Source organism: Marinobacter sp. bablab_jr003, assembly GCF_016464245.1.
Lineage (GTDB): Bacteria > Pseudomonadota > Gammaproteobacteria > Pseudomonadales > Oleiphilaceae > Marinobacter > Marinobacter vinifirmus.
Genome location: NZ_JADARC010000119.1, coordinates 392,832 through 409,813, shown reverse-complemented (window position 1 = coordinate 409,813; position 16,982 = coordinate 392,832). Strand labels below are relative to the sequence as shown.

Sequence of the window (16,982 nt, the reverse complement as noted above, 5' to 3'; positions counted from 1 at the left end):
CCGCACTATCGGGAACGCGGTTCGGCTCTACAGAACACCTCAATACCGGCTAGATTACGCCTTTGTCGCGCAACGCCTTGATATCATCGTCTGACTTCCCTAGCACCCTGTTCAACACCGCAGCAGTGTCTTCTCCAAGCAGCGGAGGCGCCTTCTGGTAGGCCTGCCTGGTTTTGGAGAACTTGATCGGGTTTGCAATCCCCGGAACCGGGCCAATAGCCGGATGTTCCAGCTCGATCTTCATATTGCGCGCCTGAACCTGAGGGTCTTCGAATGCCGCTGCAATATCCTGAATCGGGCCGCAGGGCACGCCCACAGCAACCAGTTTTTCCATCCAGTCACGACTGGTTCCGGTGCGGGTGCGTTCGCAGATTTTACCGACAAGTTCCGGCCGATGAGCAACCCGCTGGGGGTTGGTCTCAAAGCGCGGATCTTCAGACAGTTCCGGACACCCCAGAACATCACACAAACGCCTGAACTGGCCGTCGTTACCCACGGCGATAATTATCTGCCCATCACTGGTAGGGAATGGCTGATAAGGCGTTAGGTTCGGGTGGTATTCACCGGTCCGGGTTGGCACATCACCACTGCAGAAATAGTTGAGGGCCTGGTTTGCCAGCCAGCTAACCTGCACGTCAAGCAGAGCCATATCAATGTACTGGCCTTCACCCGTCTTCGAGCGATGATGGAGTGCCGACAGGATGGCAATCGTTGCGTTCATCCCGGTGGTCAGGTCAGCTACCGCCATGCCAACTCGCTGAGGGCCGGCACCCGGGTTGCCGTCGGCAACGCCGGTGATACTCATCAACCCGGCCTGCGCCTGCACCAGGTAGTCATAGCCGGGGTAACTGGCCATTGGGCCGGTCTGGCCGAAGCCGGTGATTGAACAATAGATCAACCCCGGATTCACCTTGGCCAGATCGTCATAGCCCAGGCCTTTCTTGGCGAGCCCGCCCGTTTTGAAGTTCTCAACCAGAATATCGCAGTCCGCCGCCAGTTCACGGACCAGCTGTTGCCCCTCTTCGCTGCCAAGATCAATCGTAACCGAGTGCTTACCCCGGTTTGCAGACAAAAAGTAGGCAGACTGCTTTGTCGGATTGCCGTCTTTGTCTTTCAGCCAGGGGGGGCCCCAATGGCGAGTGTCGTCACCGAGCTTCGGGCGCTCAACCTTGATAACCTCGGCCCCCAGATCCGCCATGATCTGGGTGCTCCAGGGCCCCGCCATAACACGGGACAAATCCAGTACACGAATGCCTGATAATGGACCTGACATCTCAATCTCCCCGATGTATCAAGCGTTCTGCGCGTTACGAATGAGGTGCTTGGCAATGACCAGCTGCTGGATCTGGGAAGTTCCCTCATACAGCCTGAACAGACGAACATCGCGGTAGAAGCGCTCGACACAGTACTCACCAATGTAACCTGCACCGCCATGAACCTGCACCGCGCGGTCTGCAACGCGTCCGACCATTTCCGTACAGAACAGCTTGCAGCAAGAGGCATTCATCGACACCGGCTCACCCGCATCATAGGATCTTGCGGCTTCTTCCACCATGCATTTGCCGGCATAGTATTCCATCTGGCTGTCTGCGAGCATCGCCTGAACCAGCTGGAAATTGGCAATCTCGGTTCCAAACTGTTTGCGCTGGCTGGAATAATTAACGCTTTCCTCAATCAAACGTTTTGCGGTGCCGACGCTCAACGCGCTGATGTGCAGACGGCCCCGGTCCAGCACCTTCATGGCTGTCTTGAAACCCTGGCCTTCTTTACCACCGATCAGCGCAGTCGCAGGCACACGCACGTTGTCAAAAATCACATCGCAGGTGTGAGAACCTTTCTGCCCCATTTTCTTGTCGGGCTTACCGAGAGTAATGCCCGGCAGGTCGGCATCAACCAGAAAGGCTGAAACGCCACGACCACCTTCCTCTTTGGTTCCGGTACGCGCCATGACCGTAAAGACTCCCGCACGGGGCGCATTGGTAATGTAGCGCTTGGTGCCGTTGATCACGTATTCGTCACCGTCGCGGCGCGCCATGGTGGAAACGGAGCCCGCATCGGAACCGGCATCCGGCTCGGTCAGGGCAAACGAGCCGATCAGTTCGCCGCTGGCCATCTTCGGCAGGTAGTGGGCTTTCTGTTCCGGAGTTCCGTCAATAATGATGCCTTGCGAACCGATTCCCACGTTGGTACCAAACATGGAGCGGAAAACCGGCGAGGTGTAACCCATTTCCTGAACCACCGCGACCTCTTCAGACATGGTCAGCCCGAGGCCACCGAATTCCTCGGGGATAGACAGGCCGAACAGCCCCATATCTTTCATTTCGTCGATAACTTCTTCCGGAATCCGGTCCTCCTCTGCAACCTGCATTTCCAGGGGAACCAAGCGCTCACGGACATACCGCCTGACGCTATCCACAAACTGATTCAAAGTATCTTTATCAAGTGCCATGCCGGCCTCCACTGAATTTCAGGTAGCGGAACGCCAGCCTCGAACAACTTTGTTCGATAATCGGTCATGGCGTTCGATTTTCGATTCGTGAGGACAAATGTCACACATTCTTTGCCCGCAATCAAGCCGAATGTCGACCACCTGGCTGTAGACCGGGCACCAGTACACAGCGAACAAACCAGCCCATAGTCTGAATTGACACGCCGACAAGCAGCGGCCTACACTAGAATTTACTGCAGAATTATATTTTGCACAGCGAAATAATAAACATAAAACAGGATGACTTTATGAACAAAACAAAAACCAAGATCGTATCCGCACTTCTTGCATGCAGTGCAACCACTGCCTGGGCTGCAGGAAATGTTGATCTGCCACAAACCATCGGGATGACCGCCTATGGCACCAGTTCGGCCGGCTATAGCCAGATGGTTTCTATCGGCAACCTGCTACGCAATGAGTACGGCGTATCCCTGCGGATCCTGCCCGGCGAGAACGACGTTTCCCGGATGACACCACTTAAAACCGGGCGCGTACCGGTTTGTTCCTGTGGCATTGCCGCTTATTACGCCGCCGAAGGCGTACTGATGTTCTCCGAGGACAACTGGGGGCCGCAGCCGGTTCGGGTTATTACCACCTCCATTGCCAGTTTTGGCCTGAGCATTGCTGTAGCCGGCGATATCGGCGTAGAAACCCCCTATGACCTCAAGGGCAAACGCATTTCTTACATTCGTGGTGACGATGCCCTGAACCTCGGCACCGAAGCCATGCTGGCCTTTGGCGACCTCACCTGGGATGACGTGGAGCGGGTAGACTTCCCGGGATACGGCCGTGCCTTTGACGGCATCGTCGCCAATCAAAGCGATACCGCATTTACCGTTTCTGTCGCCGGCGGCCCACAACAGCTTTCCGCCAGTCCGCGCGGTATATCCTGGCTGGAGCTTGATCCTGAGGACACCGAGGGCTGGGAGCGACTGCGCTCCGTGGCTCCCTATTTCCAACCGCACCGGGTTACTTCCGGCGCCGGCATCAGCAAGGATGAGCCGTGGATTGGTTCCAGCTACCCCTACCCCATCATCATCGCCAACGCCGATGCCGATAAAAAACTGGTGGACGGGCTGATTCGTGTCTTCACCGAGGATTACGACAAGTACAAGGACTCCGCACCGGGCAATGCAGGCTATGCGCTGGAGAACCAGAATCTCAACTGGGTCATCCCGCTGCATGATGTGGTCGTCGACTACTACAAGGAAATCGGCCACTGGACGGAAGACATGCAACAGCACCAGGACATGCTGGTACAGCGCCAGAATATCCTCCTGGACACCTGGGAGAGCTACACCAAGGCCAACCCGCCTGCCGACAAGGAAGCCTTCAAAAAGGGCTGGATGACGGCGCGGGCAGAAGCACTTCAAGCGGCTGGCATGAATCCGGTATTCCGGTAAAACCTGCTGTCCTTGTTGAAACCTGATTCCGGTGTAAAGACAAGGGGTCTGTTACACCGGAGTTCTTTCAGGAGTCTTACTGCATGTCTGAAACACACAACACTGAACCATCGAAAGAAAACGTCAGCGGCATCCGGCGGCTTTCCGGCGGATGGCCATGGGTCCCCAGGGTTGCAACTCTTGTCCTGACACTGCTGACGATTGACTACCTGTTCAATTTGCAGCTGATCAATATTGTTACCAAAGTGGAAAGCCAGTTTTTCTATGTGGTGGTGGCACTTATGCTACCGCTGGTTTTTCTGCTTTGGCCAATGTCACGCCACGCTTCCCGGAACAAGGTTCCCTGGTACGACATCATCCTGTTCCTTGCCGCCTCGGTTGTCTGCGGGTTCTTTGTCTACAACGCGGAAACTATTCTGGATTACGGCTGGGAATACGCGGCACCACAATACGCCGTAGTGTTCAGCTTCCTGTTCTGGGTTACTGTCATCGAAGCCATTCGCCGGGCCGGCGGCCTGCCGATTGCCATGATTGTCGGTGTCGCCAGCCTGTACCCGATATTTGCAGACAAGCTGCCGGGCCCCATCCAGGGCTTTCCATCTGCCCCCGACCAGACCGCTATCTACATGGCCATGAGTCGAGAAGGCATCATGGGCGTGCCCTTGCAAGCCTTTGCCAACATCGTGATCGGCTTCCTTCTGTTTGGCGTCGCCCTGCAGAAAACCGGCGGCGGTCGTTTCTTTATCAACCTGGCCTTCGCATTGCTGGGCCATGTTCGGGGCGGACCGGCAAAGGTTGCGGTTTTCTCCAGCGGCCTCATGGGATCCATGAGCGGCAGCGTAATCACTAATGTGATGACAACCGGAGTGATGTCAATTCCGGCAATGCGCCGAGTCGGCTTCAGCCGTTCCTACGCAGCCGGCGTAGAAGCCTGTGCTTCTACAGGCGGCGTTCTGATGCCACCGGTTATGGGTGCCACCGCGTTCATCATGGCCGCGTTCCTGAACATTCCCTACGGCACCATTGCACTGGCGGCAGTCGTGCCCTCCGTACTGTATTTCCTCGGCCTGTTTATCCAGATTGATGCCTATGCTGCCCGCAACAAGCTTCAGGGCCTGCCCGCCAGTGAATTACCATCGCTCAAGCAAACATTAAAGGAAGGCTGGTACTTCATCTTCGTGTTTGCCCTGCTGATCTGGATGCTGTTCTTCCTGCGACGAGAGGCCACGGCACCATTCTTTGCAACGGTTCTCTTGCTGGTGATCAACCAGGTACTGCCCTACCAGCGCTGGAAGTGGCAAGACGTGAAGGACTTCTTCGCAGAGTCAGGGAAGCTGTTTGCAGAGCTGATCGCGATCCTCACCGGTGTTGGCTTGCTGGTAGGTGCACTGTCGGTTACCGGGCTGTCAGGCACTATTGCCAATGACCTTATCTACCTGGCCGGTGGCAACACCCTGGTACTGCTGTTGATGGGAGCACTGACCAGCTTTGTGCTCGGCATCGGCATGACAGTTACAGCTGCCTATATTTTCCTGGCGGTTGCGCTGGCACCGGCCCTGATAAACGGCGGCGGCATGGATCCCCTGGCCGTTCACCTGTTCATCCTTTACTGGGGCATGCTCAGTTTCATCACCCCACCGGTTGCCCTGGGCGCCTTTGCCGCTGCAACGGTTGCCGGCTCCAACGCAATGAAAACCGGTGTGGAAGCCATGCGGCTGGGCAGCGTGATCTACTTTATCCCGTTCCTGTTTGTGCTTAATCCGGCGCTGATCTTTCAGGGCACCTGGAGCGAGATTCTCCTGGTGATTGTACAAGCACTGATCGGGGTAACGTTGATAGCATCGGCCATGCAAGGCTGGCTGATCGGGGTAGGCTCTCTGGCAGCAAGCAAGCTGTTGCAATGGCCAATCCGGCTGGGACTCATTGCCGGTGGCATGATCCTTGCCATCCCCGGTGGCGGACCGGTTCCGCTGACCAATCTGGAATTGTCTCTTATTAGTGCTGCGTTGATCATTCCTGCGGTCATCGCCGCCGCACTGACGCACAAGAGATACGAAAGAAGGGAAAAGGCCCTGGCCTGAGACGGTCCTGCCCGGAGGGTGATACACCCTCCGGGCAATTCAATTACAAGAAACCGGAAAGTCTCTGGCGCACAATCCCTTCAGCCTCTTCCATGATTCTGCTGACCAGCTCATGGCATGAAGGGATATCATTAATCAACCCAACAACCATGCCACAACTCCAGGCAGCTTCATCCATCTTGCCTTCCTGCAGCACCAACTTACCCTTTGCACCTGTGACAAGGTGACGGATATCGTCAATGGTTTCCTGGTCACCCTTTTCACTCTCAATCCGGATAATTTCCCGCACGGCGGCGTTATCCATCACCCGCTCGGTGTTCTTCAGGTTACGCATGATCAGCCGGGTCTGCAGTTCATTGGCGTCCACAATTGCCTGCTTCACGTTCTCATGAACCGGCGCTTCTTTGGTGGCCAGAAAACGGGTGCCCATATTCATGCCTTCGGCACCCAATGCCATAGCCGCTACCAGGCTCCGGCCATCGGCCATCCCGCCAGATGCAATGAAAGGTATCTTCAGCTCTTCAGCCGCACGGGGCAGCAGGATGAAGTTTGGCACATCATCCTCACCGGGATGGCCGCCGCATTCAAAGCCGTCCACACTGACGGCATCACAACCGATTCGCTCGGCCTTCAAAGCGTGGCGAACAGATGTGCACTTGTGGATAACCTTGATACCCGCAGCCTTCAACTGCTCCATGTACTGCTCGGGGCTGCGGCCGGCGGTTTCAACCGCCTTGACACCACTGCGGATGATAACGTCAATGTACTCGGGGTAAGGCGGCGCATTGAAGGAAGGCAGGAAGGTCAGGTTGACGCCGAAGGGTTTATCCGTCATCTGCTGGCAGCGGGCGATTTCACTGGCGAGATGTTCAGGCGTAGGCTGGGTCAGGGCGGTAATCATGCCCAGACCACCGGCATTGGATACCGCCGATGCCAGTTCGGCAAAGCCTACGTTGTGCATGCCACCCTGTACGATCGGGTGTTCGATTCCAAATAATTCCGTAATTCGTGTTTTCACGGCATCACTCTTTTGTTGTTGATAAATGTTTCCGGTCTCTGAAACGCGAAGGAGCCGCTGCTGCGGCTCCTTCGTTGTCTTGCGATTACAGCTGCAGCGAACGCACTTCCAGAAACTCCTCAAGCCCCCACTTGCCGAACTCTCGCCCGATACCGGAATGGCCAAAACCACCAAAGGGAGCCAGCGGGTTGAAGCCGCCACCGTTCACCGTCACCTGTCCGGTCCGGAGTTTTGCGGCAAAAGCCTTTGCCTTTTCCCGATCCGCCGACCAGACCGCTCCAGACAGCCCGTAGGCAGTGCCATTGGCGATACGCAAGGCTTCTGCCTCATCGTTGTAGGGAATCACGCACAGCACCGGGCCGAAAATCTCTTCCTGGGCGATTGTGCTGTTCGGGTCTACATTGCCAAACACGGTTGCCTGTACAAAGTAACCCTTGTCCAGGCCTTCCGGAGCGTCCGGGCCGCCGGCTACCAGGGTGGCGCCTTCCGCAACACCGAGCCGGATGTAATCCACTACCCGGTCCCGCTGCTGCGCGGAGGCCAAGGGGCCCAAACGGGTGGCTTCGTCCAGCGGGTTGCCCGGGGTCATTCTGGCCGCGGCTGCAGCCGCCAGCTTGCACGCCTCGTCATGGCGATCGGCGGGCACCAGCAGCCGGGTCAGGGCGGTGCAGGTTTGTCCGGAGTTGAGCAGGCAGTTGCTCACTGTGCCTTTTACTGCGGCTTCCAGGTCAGCGTCCGATAAAACAACCGATGCCGATTTGCCGCCCATTTCCAGCGCAATCCTCTTGAAGTCATCCGCAGCGGCATGGGCAATGGCATGACCGGTGCGGGTGGAGCCGGTGAATGACAGCATGCGCACATCCGGATGCCGGATCAGGGTTTCACCAACGGTTTGCCCGGCCCCGCATACCATGTTGAACACACCCGCCGGCAGGTCGGTTTCATCCAGAATGTCAGCGAGGATAAAGGCTGCCTGCGGCGCAATCTCAGAGGGCTTCAGCACAACAGTGCAGCCGGCAGCAATCGCGGGTACTACCTTCAGAATGATCTGATGCAGCGGGTAGTTCCAGGGCGTAATACAGCCCACCACTCCGACCGGCGCATATTGCACTTCCGAGTTACCAGACTGCTCAACGAACGGAAACTCCGGCAACATATCGGTATAGGTCTTGGTTACAGTTGCCGGCAGACCAGCCTGGATTGCCGTGGCAAGCTTCAGTGGCATGCCCACTTCCCGGCTGACCGCTTCCGCAATTTCCGGTGCCCTTTGCTTGAGTCCAGCATGCAGCTGACCAAGCACGTTCACCCTTTGCTCTACAGAACTTTCAGACCAGACCTCAAATGCTGCATGCGCAGCGGCAATTGCCAGCTCCATCTGTCCCGGATCGGACATGGGCACCCGAGCAATCACGTCGCCGGTGGCCGCTTCATGCACATCCGCCATGTCGCCGCTCCAGTCAACCCAGCTGCCATTAATGTAGTTCTTGTTCAGAATCTTCATGTTTTTCCCTCAGTCGAAGACAATCACGCCACGCGCGTTCTTGCCCGAGATCATGTCGTCAAAGGCCTGAACAGCTTCATCTATGGAGTAAGTCTGGGTGATCAGCTCATCGAGTTTAAGTTTGCCCGCATGGTACAAACCCAGAAGTCGCGGAAAATCGTGTTGCGGCCGGGCTGAACCCAGCCAGCTGCCCTTCAGGGTGCGCTCGTCGGCCGGCAGGGTGAGCGTAGTAATCGAGGTTTTGTCTTTCGGGTCAGCAACGCCCACCACGACGGCGGTACCACCGCGCCCGAGAGACTTGTAGGCTTGCTCAACCACGGCACCGGCACCAACACACTCAAAGGCGTAATCCACGCCGCCGGTCAGTTTTCTGATGGCCTTGGCGGCATCGTTCACTTCATTGAGGTCAATCGTGTGGGTGGCACCGAATTCCCGCGCCATGGCGAGTTTTTTCGGGTTGTTGTCCACCGCCACAATCATTTCGGCACCGGCGGTTGCGCAGCCCTGAACGGCGTTCAGGCCAACACCGCCAATACCGAACACCGCAGCCCTGGAACCCGGCTCCAGCCCGGCAGTATTAAATACAGCACCCACACCGGTCATCACGGCACAGCCCACCAATGCGGCGTTCTGTAGTGGCACATCCTCTGCAACCTTCACGCAGTTATCCACATGCAGGGTTGCATACTCCGCCATCACGCCGCAGGCGCCGAACACATTCAAGGGCTCGCCCTGGCTGTCGCGGGTTCGAACGGTTCCATCGGGCAGTGTAAACATCGCCTTGCGGGCGCTTTCACACAGAACCGGATGGCCACGCACACACTGGCGGCACTTGCCGCACATTGAGATAAACGAACTAACAACGTGGTCGCCTTCACTGAAGCCTTCCACACCCTCGCCAACTTCAACCACCACACCGGCCGCCTCGTGGCCCAGTACCAATGGCGGTGGATACTGAATCTTTCCAGTGGTGGCTGAAAGGTCGCTGTGGCATACGCCGCAGGCGGCAACCTTGATGGTTATCTCGCCCCGTTTTGGTCCGTCCACCGTAATCTGTTCGACCTGTACCGGCTTGCCCCACTCCCGGCAGACCACCGCCTTTGCTTGTCTGTCCATTACCCTGACTCCTGTTGTTTTTGTGTTGATTCAGAGTTGGCGAGGCCGGTCAGAATGCCTCGTCAAACATATCCAGTGCCGTTGAGTCCACCGATTGCAGCAACTCAGCCGTTGCAACCACTCCGGGCAATTCGTACCGACAGAAATAATCGCAGGCGCGCAACTTACCCTGATAGAAGTCCTCCGTCTGCTCACCGGGCCCGCCTAGTCCGACAAGGGCTTTCAGGGCCTGTCGCACCCAGAGCCAGCCGACAACCACCTGCCCGAAGGCGTCCAGGTACAGAGTGGCATTTGCCAGTGCTTTTTCCTTGTCACCGGAGGCCTTTACCTCATTGATCACCCAGGTAGCTTCAATCATTGCTGACAGGGACCGCTCAAGCAGCCCGGCATTAGAAGCCAGCCGTTCCTGCTTGCGGGCCTCGGCAATAGTGGCTTCAATCCTTCGCACCAGTTCGCGATAATACCGGCCATCGGCCATGGAAACCTTGCGGCCAAGCAGGTCCATGCCCTGAATACCATGGGTACCCTCGTGGATCGGGTTAAGCCGGTTATCCCGGTAGAACTGTTCCACCGGATATTCCCGGGTGTATCCGTAGCCACCATGCACCTGAATTGCCAGACTGTTAGCTTCGAGACAATAACGGGAAGGCCAGGACTTGATCACCGGCGTGAGCAAGTCGAGCAGCCCGGCGGCAAGCTCGCGCTGCTCGCCAGTTTCCGCAAACTTCTTCTCGTCCACCAATACTGCACCCTGCAGACAGAGCGCCAGCCCACCTTCCACATAGGCCTTCTGGGCCAGCAGCATGCGCCGGATATCGGCATGGCGGATCAGAGGCACCTGGGGGCTCTCCGGATCCTTTTCTCCAACCGGACGCCCTTGCTGCCGCTCGCGGGCATACTCAAGGGCATGAAGATAGCCGGTGTAACCCAGCATCACCGAGCCCAGACCAACGCCAATCCGGGCTTCGTTCATCATATGGAACATGGCAGCCAGGCCCTCGTGGGGCGCGCCAACCAGATACCCGACCGCCCCCGCTGCCTCACCAAAGTTCAACATGGTAGACGTCGTGCCACGGTATCCCATTTTGTGAATCAGGCCAGCCAGGGCGACATCATTGCGCTCGCCTAAAGAGCCATCTTCGTTAACCAGGACCTTCGGCACCAGAAACAGGGAAATTCCTTTTACGCCGGCCGGGGCCCCAGGTAAACGCGCGAGTACCATATGAATGATGTTCTCGCTCAGCTCGTGATCACCACCGGAGATGTAGATCTTGTTACCAAATAACCTATAACTGCCATCCGCCTGCGGCTCCGCGCGAGTGCGCAGATCTCCCAGAGAGGATCCTGCATGGGGCTCGGTCAGGCACATGGTGCCGAAAAAACGCCCCGCCAGCATCGGCTCGGCGTAGCGGCTTTTCTGCTCGTCGGAGCCATGGGCGAGAATCAGGTTAGCTGCCGCAATAGTCAGCCCGGCGTAGCCCTGAGTCCCTACGTTGGCTCCTTTGAGCATCCCCACACACATCTGGGCAACCGCACTGGGCAACTGCATGCCACCGCGCTCGTAGTCCTGGCTGGCCGCCATCAGACCAGTACTTTTCAGTACGTCCAGCGCCTTGTGAACTTCCGGGCGCATGTGCACACGGCCATTCTCGAAGGTTGGCTCTTCTTCATCCACCAAGCGAGCATGGGGTGCGAACTCCTCTGCGGCAACTTTCAGCGCCAGGTCCAGCGCCGCCTGCAGCGTTTCACGACTATGGTCCTGATAGCGCTCAAATCTGAGCACCTTCTCTACTTCATGAAGTTCATAAAGCTGGAAAGCCAGGTCCCGGGTACTGACGATTTTCTGCTGCATGACGGCGCTCTCCGTTTATACCACTTCGAACAGGCCGGCTGCGCCCTGACCGCCGCCAATGCACATGGTGACCACCACATATTTGGCACCCCGGCGCTTGCCCTCAATCAGGGCATGGCCGGTAAGGCGGGAACCACTCACACCATAGGGGTGACCCACAGAAATAGAGCCGCCATTCACGTTCAGCTTTTCCATCGGAATACCCAGACGGTCGCGGCAGTAGACCACCTGGGATGCAAAGGCTTCGTTCAGTTCCCACAGGTCAATGTCGTCCATGGTCAGGCCGTTGCGGGCAAGCAGGCGTGGAACAGCAAACACCGGGCCGATACCCATCTCGTCGGGCTCGCAGCCCGCAACAGCAAAGCCACGGAAAATGCCCATAGGCTCAATGTTGTGCTTTTCGGCATAGGTGCTGTCCATGACCGTACAGACGGAGGCGCCATCAGAAAGCTGGCTGGCGTTGCCCGCGGTAACAAACTGGCCCGGGCCACGTACCGCGTCCAGTGAGGCCAACCCTTCCAATGTAGTATTCGGGCGATTGCATTCGTCCCGGTCCAGAGTTACCTGTTTTTCGCTCACTTCACCGGTTTCTTTGTCTTTAACCAGCATAGTGGCGTCAAAAGGCACAATTTCGTCGTCAAACTTTCCGGACTGCTGGGCCGCGGCGGTGCGCTGCTGGGAAATCAGTGCGTACTCATCCTGGGCTTCACGGCTTACGTTGTAACGCTGGGCGACAATATCGGCCGTTTCGATCATCGACAGGTACAGTTCCGGCTTGTTCTTCATCAGCCATTCGTTAGTAGCACGGAAGCCATTAAGTTTGTCGTTCTGAACCAGGGAGATGGACTCTACGCCACCAGCCACGATGGCAGGCACCTTCTCCGACATCACTCGCTGCGCAGCAATAGCAATAGATTGCAGGCCGGAGCTGCAGAACCGGTTAATTGACAGCCCGGCCGTAGTAACCGGGAGCCCGGCGCGAATAGCCGCCAGGCGTGCCATGTTCTTGCCCTGACAACCTTCGTGGAAGGTTGCGCCCAGAATGACATCTTCAACAATGGCAGGATCAATTCCGGCACGCTCAACGGCGTGCTGGATAACGTGCCCGGCCAGGTCAACACTGTGCGTGTTGTTCAGGGCACCACGATAGGACTTGCCAAGGCCGGTACGCGCGGTCGAAACGATGACAGCATCAGACATAAGATGAACTCCTTATAATTATAGATCGCTGAACTTGCGGCCTTCCGCCACCAGCTTCTCGAGCAACGGTGCAGGCTTCCACTGCTCGCCACCCACTGTGTTGTTGTAGTTCTTCACTGCCGCCAGAATATTGTCCAGCCCAACCTGATCTGCCCAGAACATGGGGCCGCCACGATACGCGGGGAAACCATATCCGTAGATCCAGACCACATCGATGTCCAGTGACCGGTCGGCAATGCCTTCTTCCAGTATCTTGGCACCTTCGTTGACCATTACATACATGCAACGCTCAAGGATTTCCTGGTCGGTAACCTCCCGGGCTACGATCCCCTGTTCCGCGCGGAAGCTTTCAATCAGCTGTTCCACTTCCGGGTCGACAACCGGCGCGCGGCTACCTTCCTCATATTTGTATACCCCAGCCTGGGTTTTCTGTCCCAGACGACCCTGCTCAACCAGCTTGTCCATCCAACTGGCCGGCACATCTTCACCGGCGTTACGACGCTCTTCACGAATACGATAACCGACATCAATGCCGGCCAGATCAGACATCGCAAACTGCCCCATCGGGAAGCCGAGGTCGGTCAGTACCTTGTCCACCTGCTGCGGCGAAGCACCCTCGTTTACAAGCGCCATGGCCTCGGCACCGCGTTTATGCAGCATCCGGTTGCCAACAAAGCCGTGACAGTTACCGACCATGACTCCGACTTTGTTAATTTTCTTCGCTACGGCCATCACAGTGGCCTTCACCTCGTCAGACGTCTTGCTGCCACGAACATTTTCCAGCAGCTTCATTACGTTAGCCGGGCTAAAGAAGTGCATACCCACAACGTCTTCCGGGCGTTTGGTAGCAGAGGCAATTTCATCAATGTCGAGGGTCGAGGTGTTGGACGCCAGAATAGCGCCCGGCTTACACACTTCATCCAGCTTGGCGAAGATTTCTTTCTTGATAGCCATATTCTCAAATACGGCTTCGATCACCAGATCCACATCACGGAAATCGTCATAGCTCAGGCTGGTTTTGATCAGCGCCATACGCTCTTCCACCTGCTCTGCAGTGAGCTTGCCTTTCTTGGCGGAGTTTTCGTAGTTACGGCGAATTACGGCAAGGCCTCGATCAAGCGCGTCCTGTTTGACCTCAACGATGGTGGCAGGAATGCCCACATTGGCGAAGTTCATGGCAATACCACCACCCATGGTGCCGGCACCGATAATACCCACACTCTTCACCTCACGTACCGGAGTATCCTTGGCCAGGCCTTTGACCTTGGAAACCTCGCGCTCGGCAAAGAACGAATGAATCAGGCCAGCACGCTGCGGCGATTCCATGCATTCCTTGAACAGTTCACGCTCACGCTTCAGGCCCTCGGCAAACGGCAAGGTGAAAGCTGCTTCTACGGCGTCGACACACTTGAAAGGAGAGAACAGGCCACGGGCTTTTTTGGCCAGGCCAGCACGGAACTGGTCAAAGACATCGCTGCCCTTGTCAGCTTCAACCTTGTCGGCAATATCACGCACCCTGCGCACCGGAGCACCTTCAGCTGCCAGTTTCCGCGCATAGGCCAGCCCAACCTGGCGAATATCGTCACCGCCTTCAACAGCATCAACAATGCCCAGAGCCAGCGCGTCTCTGGCGCCTACAAAGTTGCCAGACGTAATCATTTCCAGTGCCTTCTGGGCACCCACAAGGCGAGGCAGGCGCTGGGTACCGCCAGCACCGGGCAACAGGCCAAGCTTTACCTCAGGTAAACCTACCTTGGCAGACGCCAGGGCGACCCGGTAATGACAACCCAGGGCCGTTTCCAGCCCGCCACCCAGGGCGGTTCCGTGTATAGCGGCGACAATGGGCTTGTCGCTGGTCTCATAGGCATTGATCACATCGGGAAGACCCGGCTCCTGCAAAGGTTTGCCAAATTCACGGATGTCCGCGCCAGCAATGAACGTACGGCCTTCACATACCAGCAGGAGGATATCTGCTTCTGCATCCTTCTGGCCCTGCTCCAGGGCGGCAACCAGGCCGGCACGCACCGCGTGGCTCAACGCATTAACCGGCGGGTAGTTTACGGAAATGACACCGACATTCCCTTCACGGGTATAAGCAACAACCTCAGACATAATCTCCCCTCGCCTTATGATGAAATATGGTTTTATCTAGCGAAATAAATTAACGATTTAATACAAGTTTACCCCTCATTTCAACCACCGTTTTGGTTCAGGCATAAAAAAACCGCAGACTCTCATCTGCGGTTTTCACTTTCGACTCACTCTGTACCGGCTTACTACCGGCGCCCGGCACTAGACCCCGAGCGACTCGATATCACGGGCCAGCATGGCGAGCTGGTGAGCGTAGGAATCGCGTAACTTGTCACCCGGCACCAGATACGAGGGTGCAGCGCAGGTCAAAGCCATGGTAGTGCCATCCTGCAGGTGGATAGGCACACCGGCCGAGTTGATATTTCGATCCCAATCTCCCAGCGAAAGGCAGAAACCGTGCTCCCGGTAATCTTCCATCGCCTGGTCCAGGCCTTCTTTAATAGTCGGCCACTTTTCACCGTACTTCTCAGCCATGGCATCATCTATCAGCTTGCGGGCCGGGTCGCTAACGGCACAGTAATACGCTCGGCCGGCAGAGGTTGTAGACATAGGCAACTTCAAACCGATATCCATGCGCAGCAGTGTTGCTTCCGGTGGCAGGCGATTCTCGACATAAATCATGTGCAAACGGTCGCGACAGGTGAGACCAACCGACATGTTGGTTTGCCGGGCGAACTCATCCATGTAAGGCTTGGCAAGCTGACGAACCTTCAAATTCGACACATAGGCATAGCCCAAAGCCAGTACGCCCGAGCTGAGCTGATATTTTTCCAACTGCTGGTTATAACTCAGGTAGCCAAGCTTGGTCAGAGTGTATGTCATCCGGGAAACGGTAGGCTTGGGAAGGCCAGTAATCCTGGCGATATCCTGGTTACCTAGAATCACAGATCCCTGACTGAAAGCGCGCAGTACATCGAGCCCCCGGGACAGCGCCTCTACAAACTTGCGATCCTTGCCCGGCTGAACGGGCTTGCCATCGCCAGACGCTACTTTCAACTCCGGTGAGTTGTCCTGCTGTTTTTTTGCCATAACTTGCCTATTTCCTGAACTGCGTTGCCTGTCACGGATAGCCTGGAGAACCGTGGGCGTGAAAAGTGGACATATTCTAGTCTATGAGAAACTCAAGAACCACAATCTGCCATCAAATTTCATGCCAGATTCGAAACACTGGCATTACCCGATGCCACGAAATAGCCATGACGGAAACCCGGGCAACCTTTACCATAGTATAGCGATACTTTATTCTGCAATGCGGAACCAAGTCATATGCACGACAACAAACCATACTCAGGAGCATGTATGAAGGTACTTTTTGTAGCGGGCGATCCCAAACCAGAGCGCTGGACCGTACCTATCAAACAACTGCTACCAGAAGCAGACATTTATGTCTGGGATCCGGACGGACCGGCGATTAATGCAGACTACGCCATCGTATGGCAGCCCCCGGCGAAGCTGTTCGAGCGTGAAACCCGCCTGAAGGCCGTGTTCAACCTGGGCGCCGGTATCGACGGATTGCTGAAAGTCCCCAACCTGCCGGCAGACCTTACCGTGGTAAGACTGGAAGATGCCGGCATGTCGGTACAGATGGCCGAGCATGTACTGCACCAGATACTGGAAGTCAGCCGGCAGATGGAGCTGTACCGGGATCAGCAACGCCAGCGGCTGTGGAAGATACACCGCCCCATCAGCCGGAAAGAGTGGCCCATCGGCATTATGGGGCTTGGGCACATTGGCAAGCGTGTGGCCAGCACACTGGCAAGCCTGGACTATACGGTAAACGGCTGGGCCAGGAGTGAGCACACGGTAGAAGGCGTGCGCACCTTTGCAGGCAACGGGCAACTCGGAGAGTTTCTGGGGGCAACGCGAGTGCTGGTTAACACCCTGCCACTGACCAGCGAAACCGAAAACATCCTTAACTACGACCTGTTCAGCCAGCTCCAGCCGGGTGCGGTGCTGATCAACGTCGGCCGGGGGGAGCACCTCGTGGAAGAAGACCTGCTCAGGGCACTGAATGAGGAGAAACTGCAGCGGGCCTCACTGGATGTGTTCCGCAAGGAACCTTTGCCGGCTGGCCACCCATTCTGGGAGCGAACCGACATCACAATCACGCCGCACATTTCGGCGCGAACTCTTCGGGATGCCACCCTGGAGCAGATCACCGGGAAAATCCGGGACCATGCCAGCGGGCACCCCATCACAGGAATAGTCGACATAGCCCGTGGCTACTGACTA

General features: G+C 56.7%; 12 protein-coding genes. 3 read left to right on the top strand and 9 right to left on the bottom strand.

Features of this window, described 5'->3' with window-relative positions:
- Positions 1–49: 49 nt before the first annotated feature.
- Positions 50–1,273 (bottom strand): CaiB/BaiF CoA transferase family protein, encoded by a 1,224-nt coding sequence (locus H3Z84_RS14100; RefSeq protein ID WP_199457892.1) that lies wholly within the window; start codon positions 1,271–1,273, stop codon positions 50–52.
- Positions 1,274–1,291: 18 nt separating this feature from the next.
- A complete protein-coding gene (locus tag H3Z84_RS14095; protein WP_199457891.1) occupies positions 1,292–2,449 on the bottom strand; it encodes an acyl-CoA dehydrogenase family protein in 1,158 nt (385 codons plus the stop codon).
- A 287-nt stretch (positions 2,450–2,736) separates the two neighbouring features.
- Here H3Z84_RS14095 and H3Z84_RS14090 point away from each other — a divergent pair, with 287 nt between their 5' ends.
- Both H3Z84_RS14090 and H3Z84_RS14085 read left to right on the top strand, forming a co-directional pair.
- A complete protein-coding gene (locus tag H3Z84_RS14090; RefSeq protein WP_199457890.1) occupies positions 2,737–3,891 on the top strand; it encodes a TAXI family TRAP transporter solute-binding subunit in 1,155 nt (384 codons plus the stop codon).
- 83 nt (positions 3,892–3,974) lie between these two features.
- On the top strand, positions 3,975–5,972 hold the full coding sequence (locus H3Z84_RS14085; RefSeq protein ID WP_199457889.1) for a TRAP transporter permease: 1,998 nt from the start codon (positions 3,975–3,977) through the stop codon (positions 5,970–5,972).
- A gap of 43 nt (positions 5,973–6,015) precedes the next feature.
- Here H3Z84_RS14085 and H3Z84_RS14080 read toward each other — a convergent pair whose 3' ends face one another.
- From H3Z84_RS14080 to H3Z84_RS14050, 7 genes are all read right to left on the bottom strand, one after another.
- Positions 6,016–6,990 carry an NAD(P)H-dependent flavin oxidoreductase gene (locus H3Z84_RS14080; protein ID WP_199457888.1) on the bottom strand — a complete coding sequence of 325 codons (975 nt, stop codon included), beginning with the start codon at positions 6,988–6,990 and terminating at the stop codon, positions 6,016–6,018.
- Between the two features lie 85 nt (positions 6,991–7,075).
- Positions 7,076–8,491, bottom strand: a complete 1,416-nt coding sequence (locus H3Z84_RS14075) for an aldehyde dehydrogenase family protein (protein ID WP_199457887.1) — start codon at positions 8,489–8,491, stop codon at positions 7,076–7,078.
- Positions 8,492–8,500: 9 nt separating this feature from the next.
- The gene (locus H3Z84_RS14070) at positions 8,501–9,607 is read right to left on the bottom strand and encodes a zinc-binding dehydrogenase (protein ID WP_199457886.1); all 1,107 of its coding nucleotides are present in this window, start codon (positions 9,605–9,607) and stop codon (positions 8,501–8,503) included.
- A 49-nt stretch (positions 9,608–9,656) separates the two neighbouring features.
- Positions 9,657–11,459 (bottom strand): acyl-CoA dehydrogenase, encoded by a 1,803-nt coding sequence (locus H3Z84_RS14065; RefSeq protein WP_199457885.1) that lies wholly within the window; start codon positions 11,457–11,459, stop codon positions 9,657–9,659.
- Between the two features lie 15 nt (positions 11,460–11,474).
- The gene (locus H3Z84_RS14060; protein WP_058091205.1) at positions 11,475–12,659 is read right to left on the bottom strand and encodes an acetyl-CoA C-acyltransferase; all 1,185 of its coding nucleotides are present in this window, start codon (positions 12,657–12,659) and stop codon (positions 11,475–11,477) included.
- 18 nt (positions 12,660–12,677) lie between these two features.
- A complete protein-coding gene (locus H3Z84_RS14055) occupies positions 12,678–14,771 on the bottom strand; it encodes a 3-hydroxyacyl-CoA dehydrogenase NAD-binding domain-containing protein (RefSeq protein WP_199457884.1) in 2,094 nt (697 codons plus the stop codon).
- 180 nt (positions 14,772–14,951) lie between these two features.
- Positions 14,952–15,779: an IclR family transcriptional regulator gene (locus tag H3Z84_RS14050; protein ID WP_199457883.1), complete on the bottom strand. Its 828-nt coding sequence runs from the start codon at positions 15,777–15,779 to the stop codon at positions 14,952–14,954.
- 270 nt (positions 15,780–16,049) lie between these two features.
- Between H3Z84_RS14050 and H3Z84_RS14045 the strand changes: the two genes are divergently transcribed.
- Positions 16,050–16,979 carry a 2-hydroxyacid dehydrogenase gene (locus H3Z84_RS14045; RefSeq protein ID WP_199457882.1) on the top strand — a complete coding sequence of 310 codons (930 nt, stop codon included), beginning with the start codon at positions 16,050–16,052 and terminating at the stop codon, positions 16,977–16,979.
- Positions 16,980–16,982 lie beyond the last annotated feature (3 nt).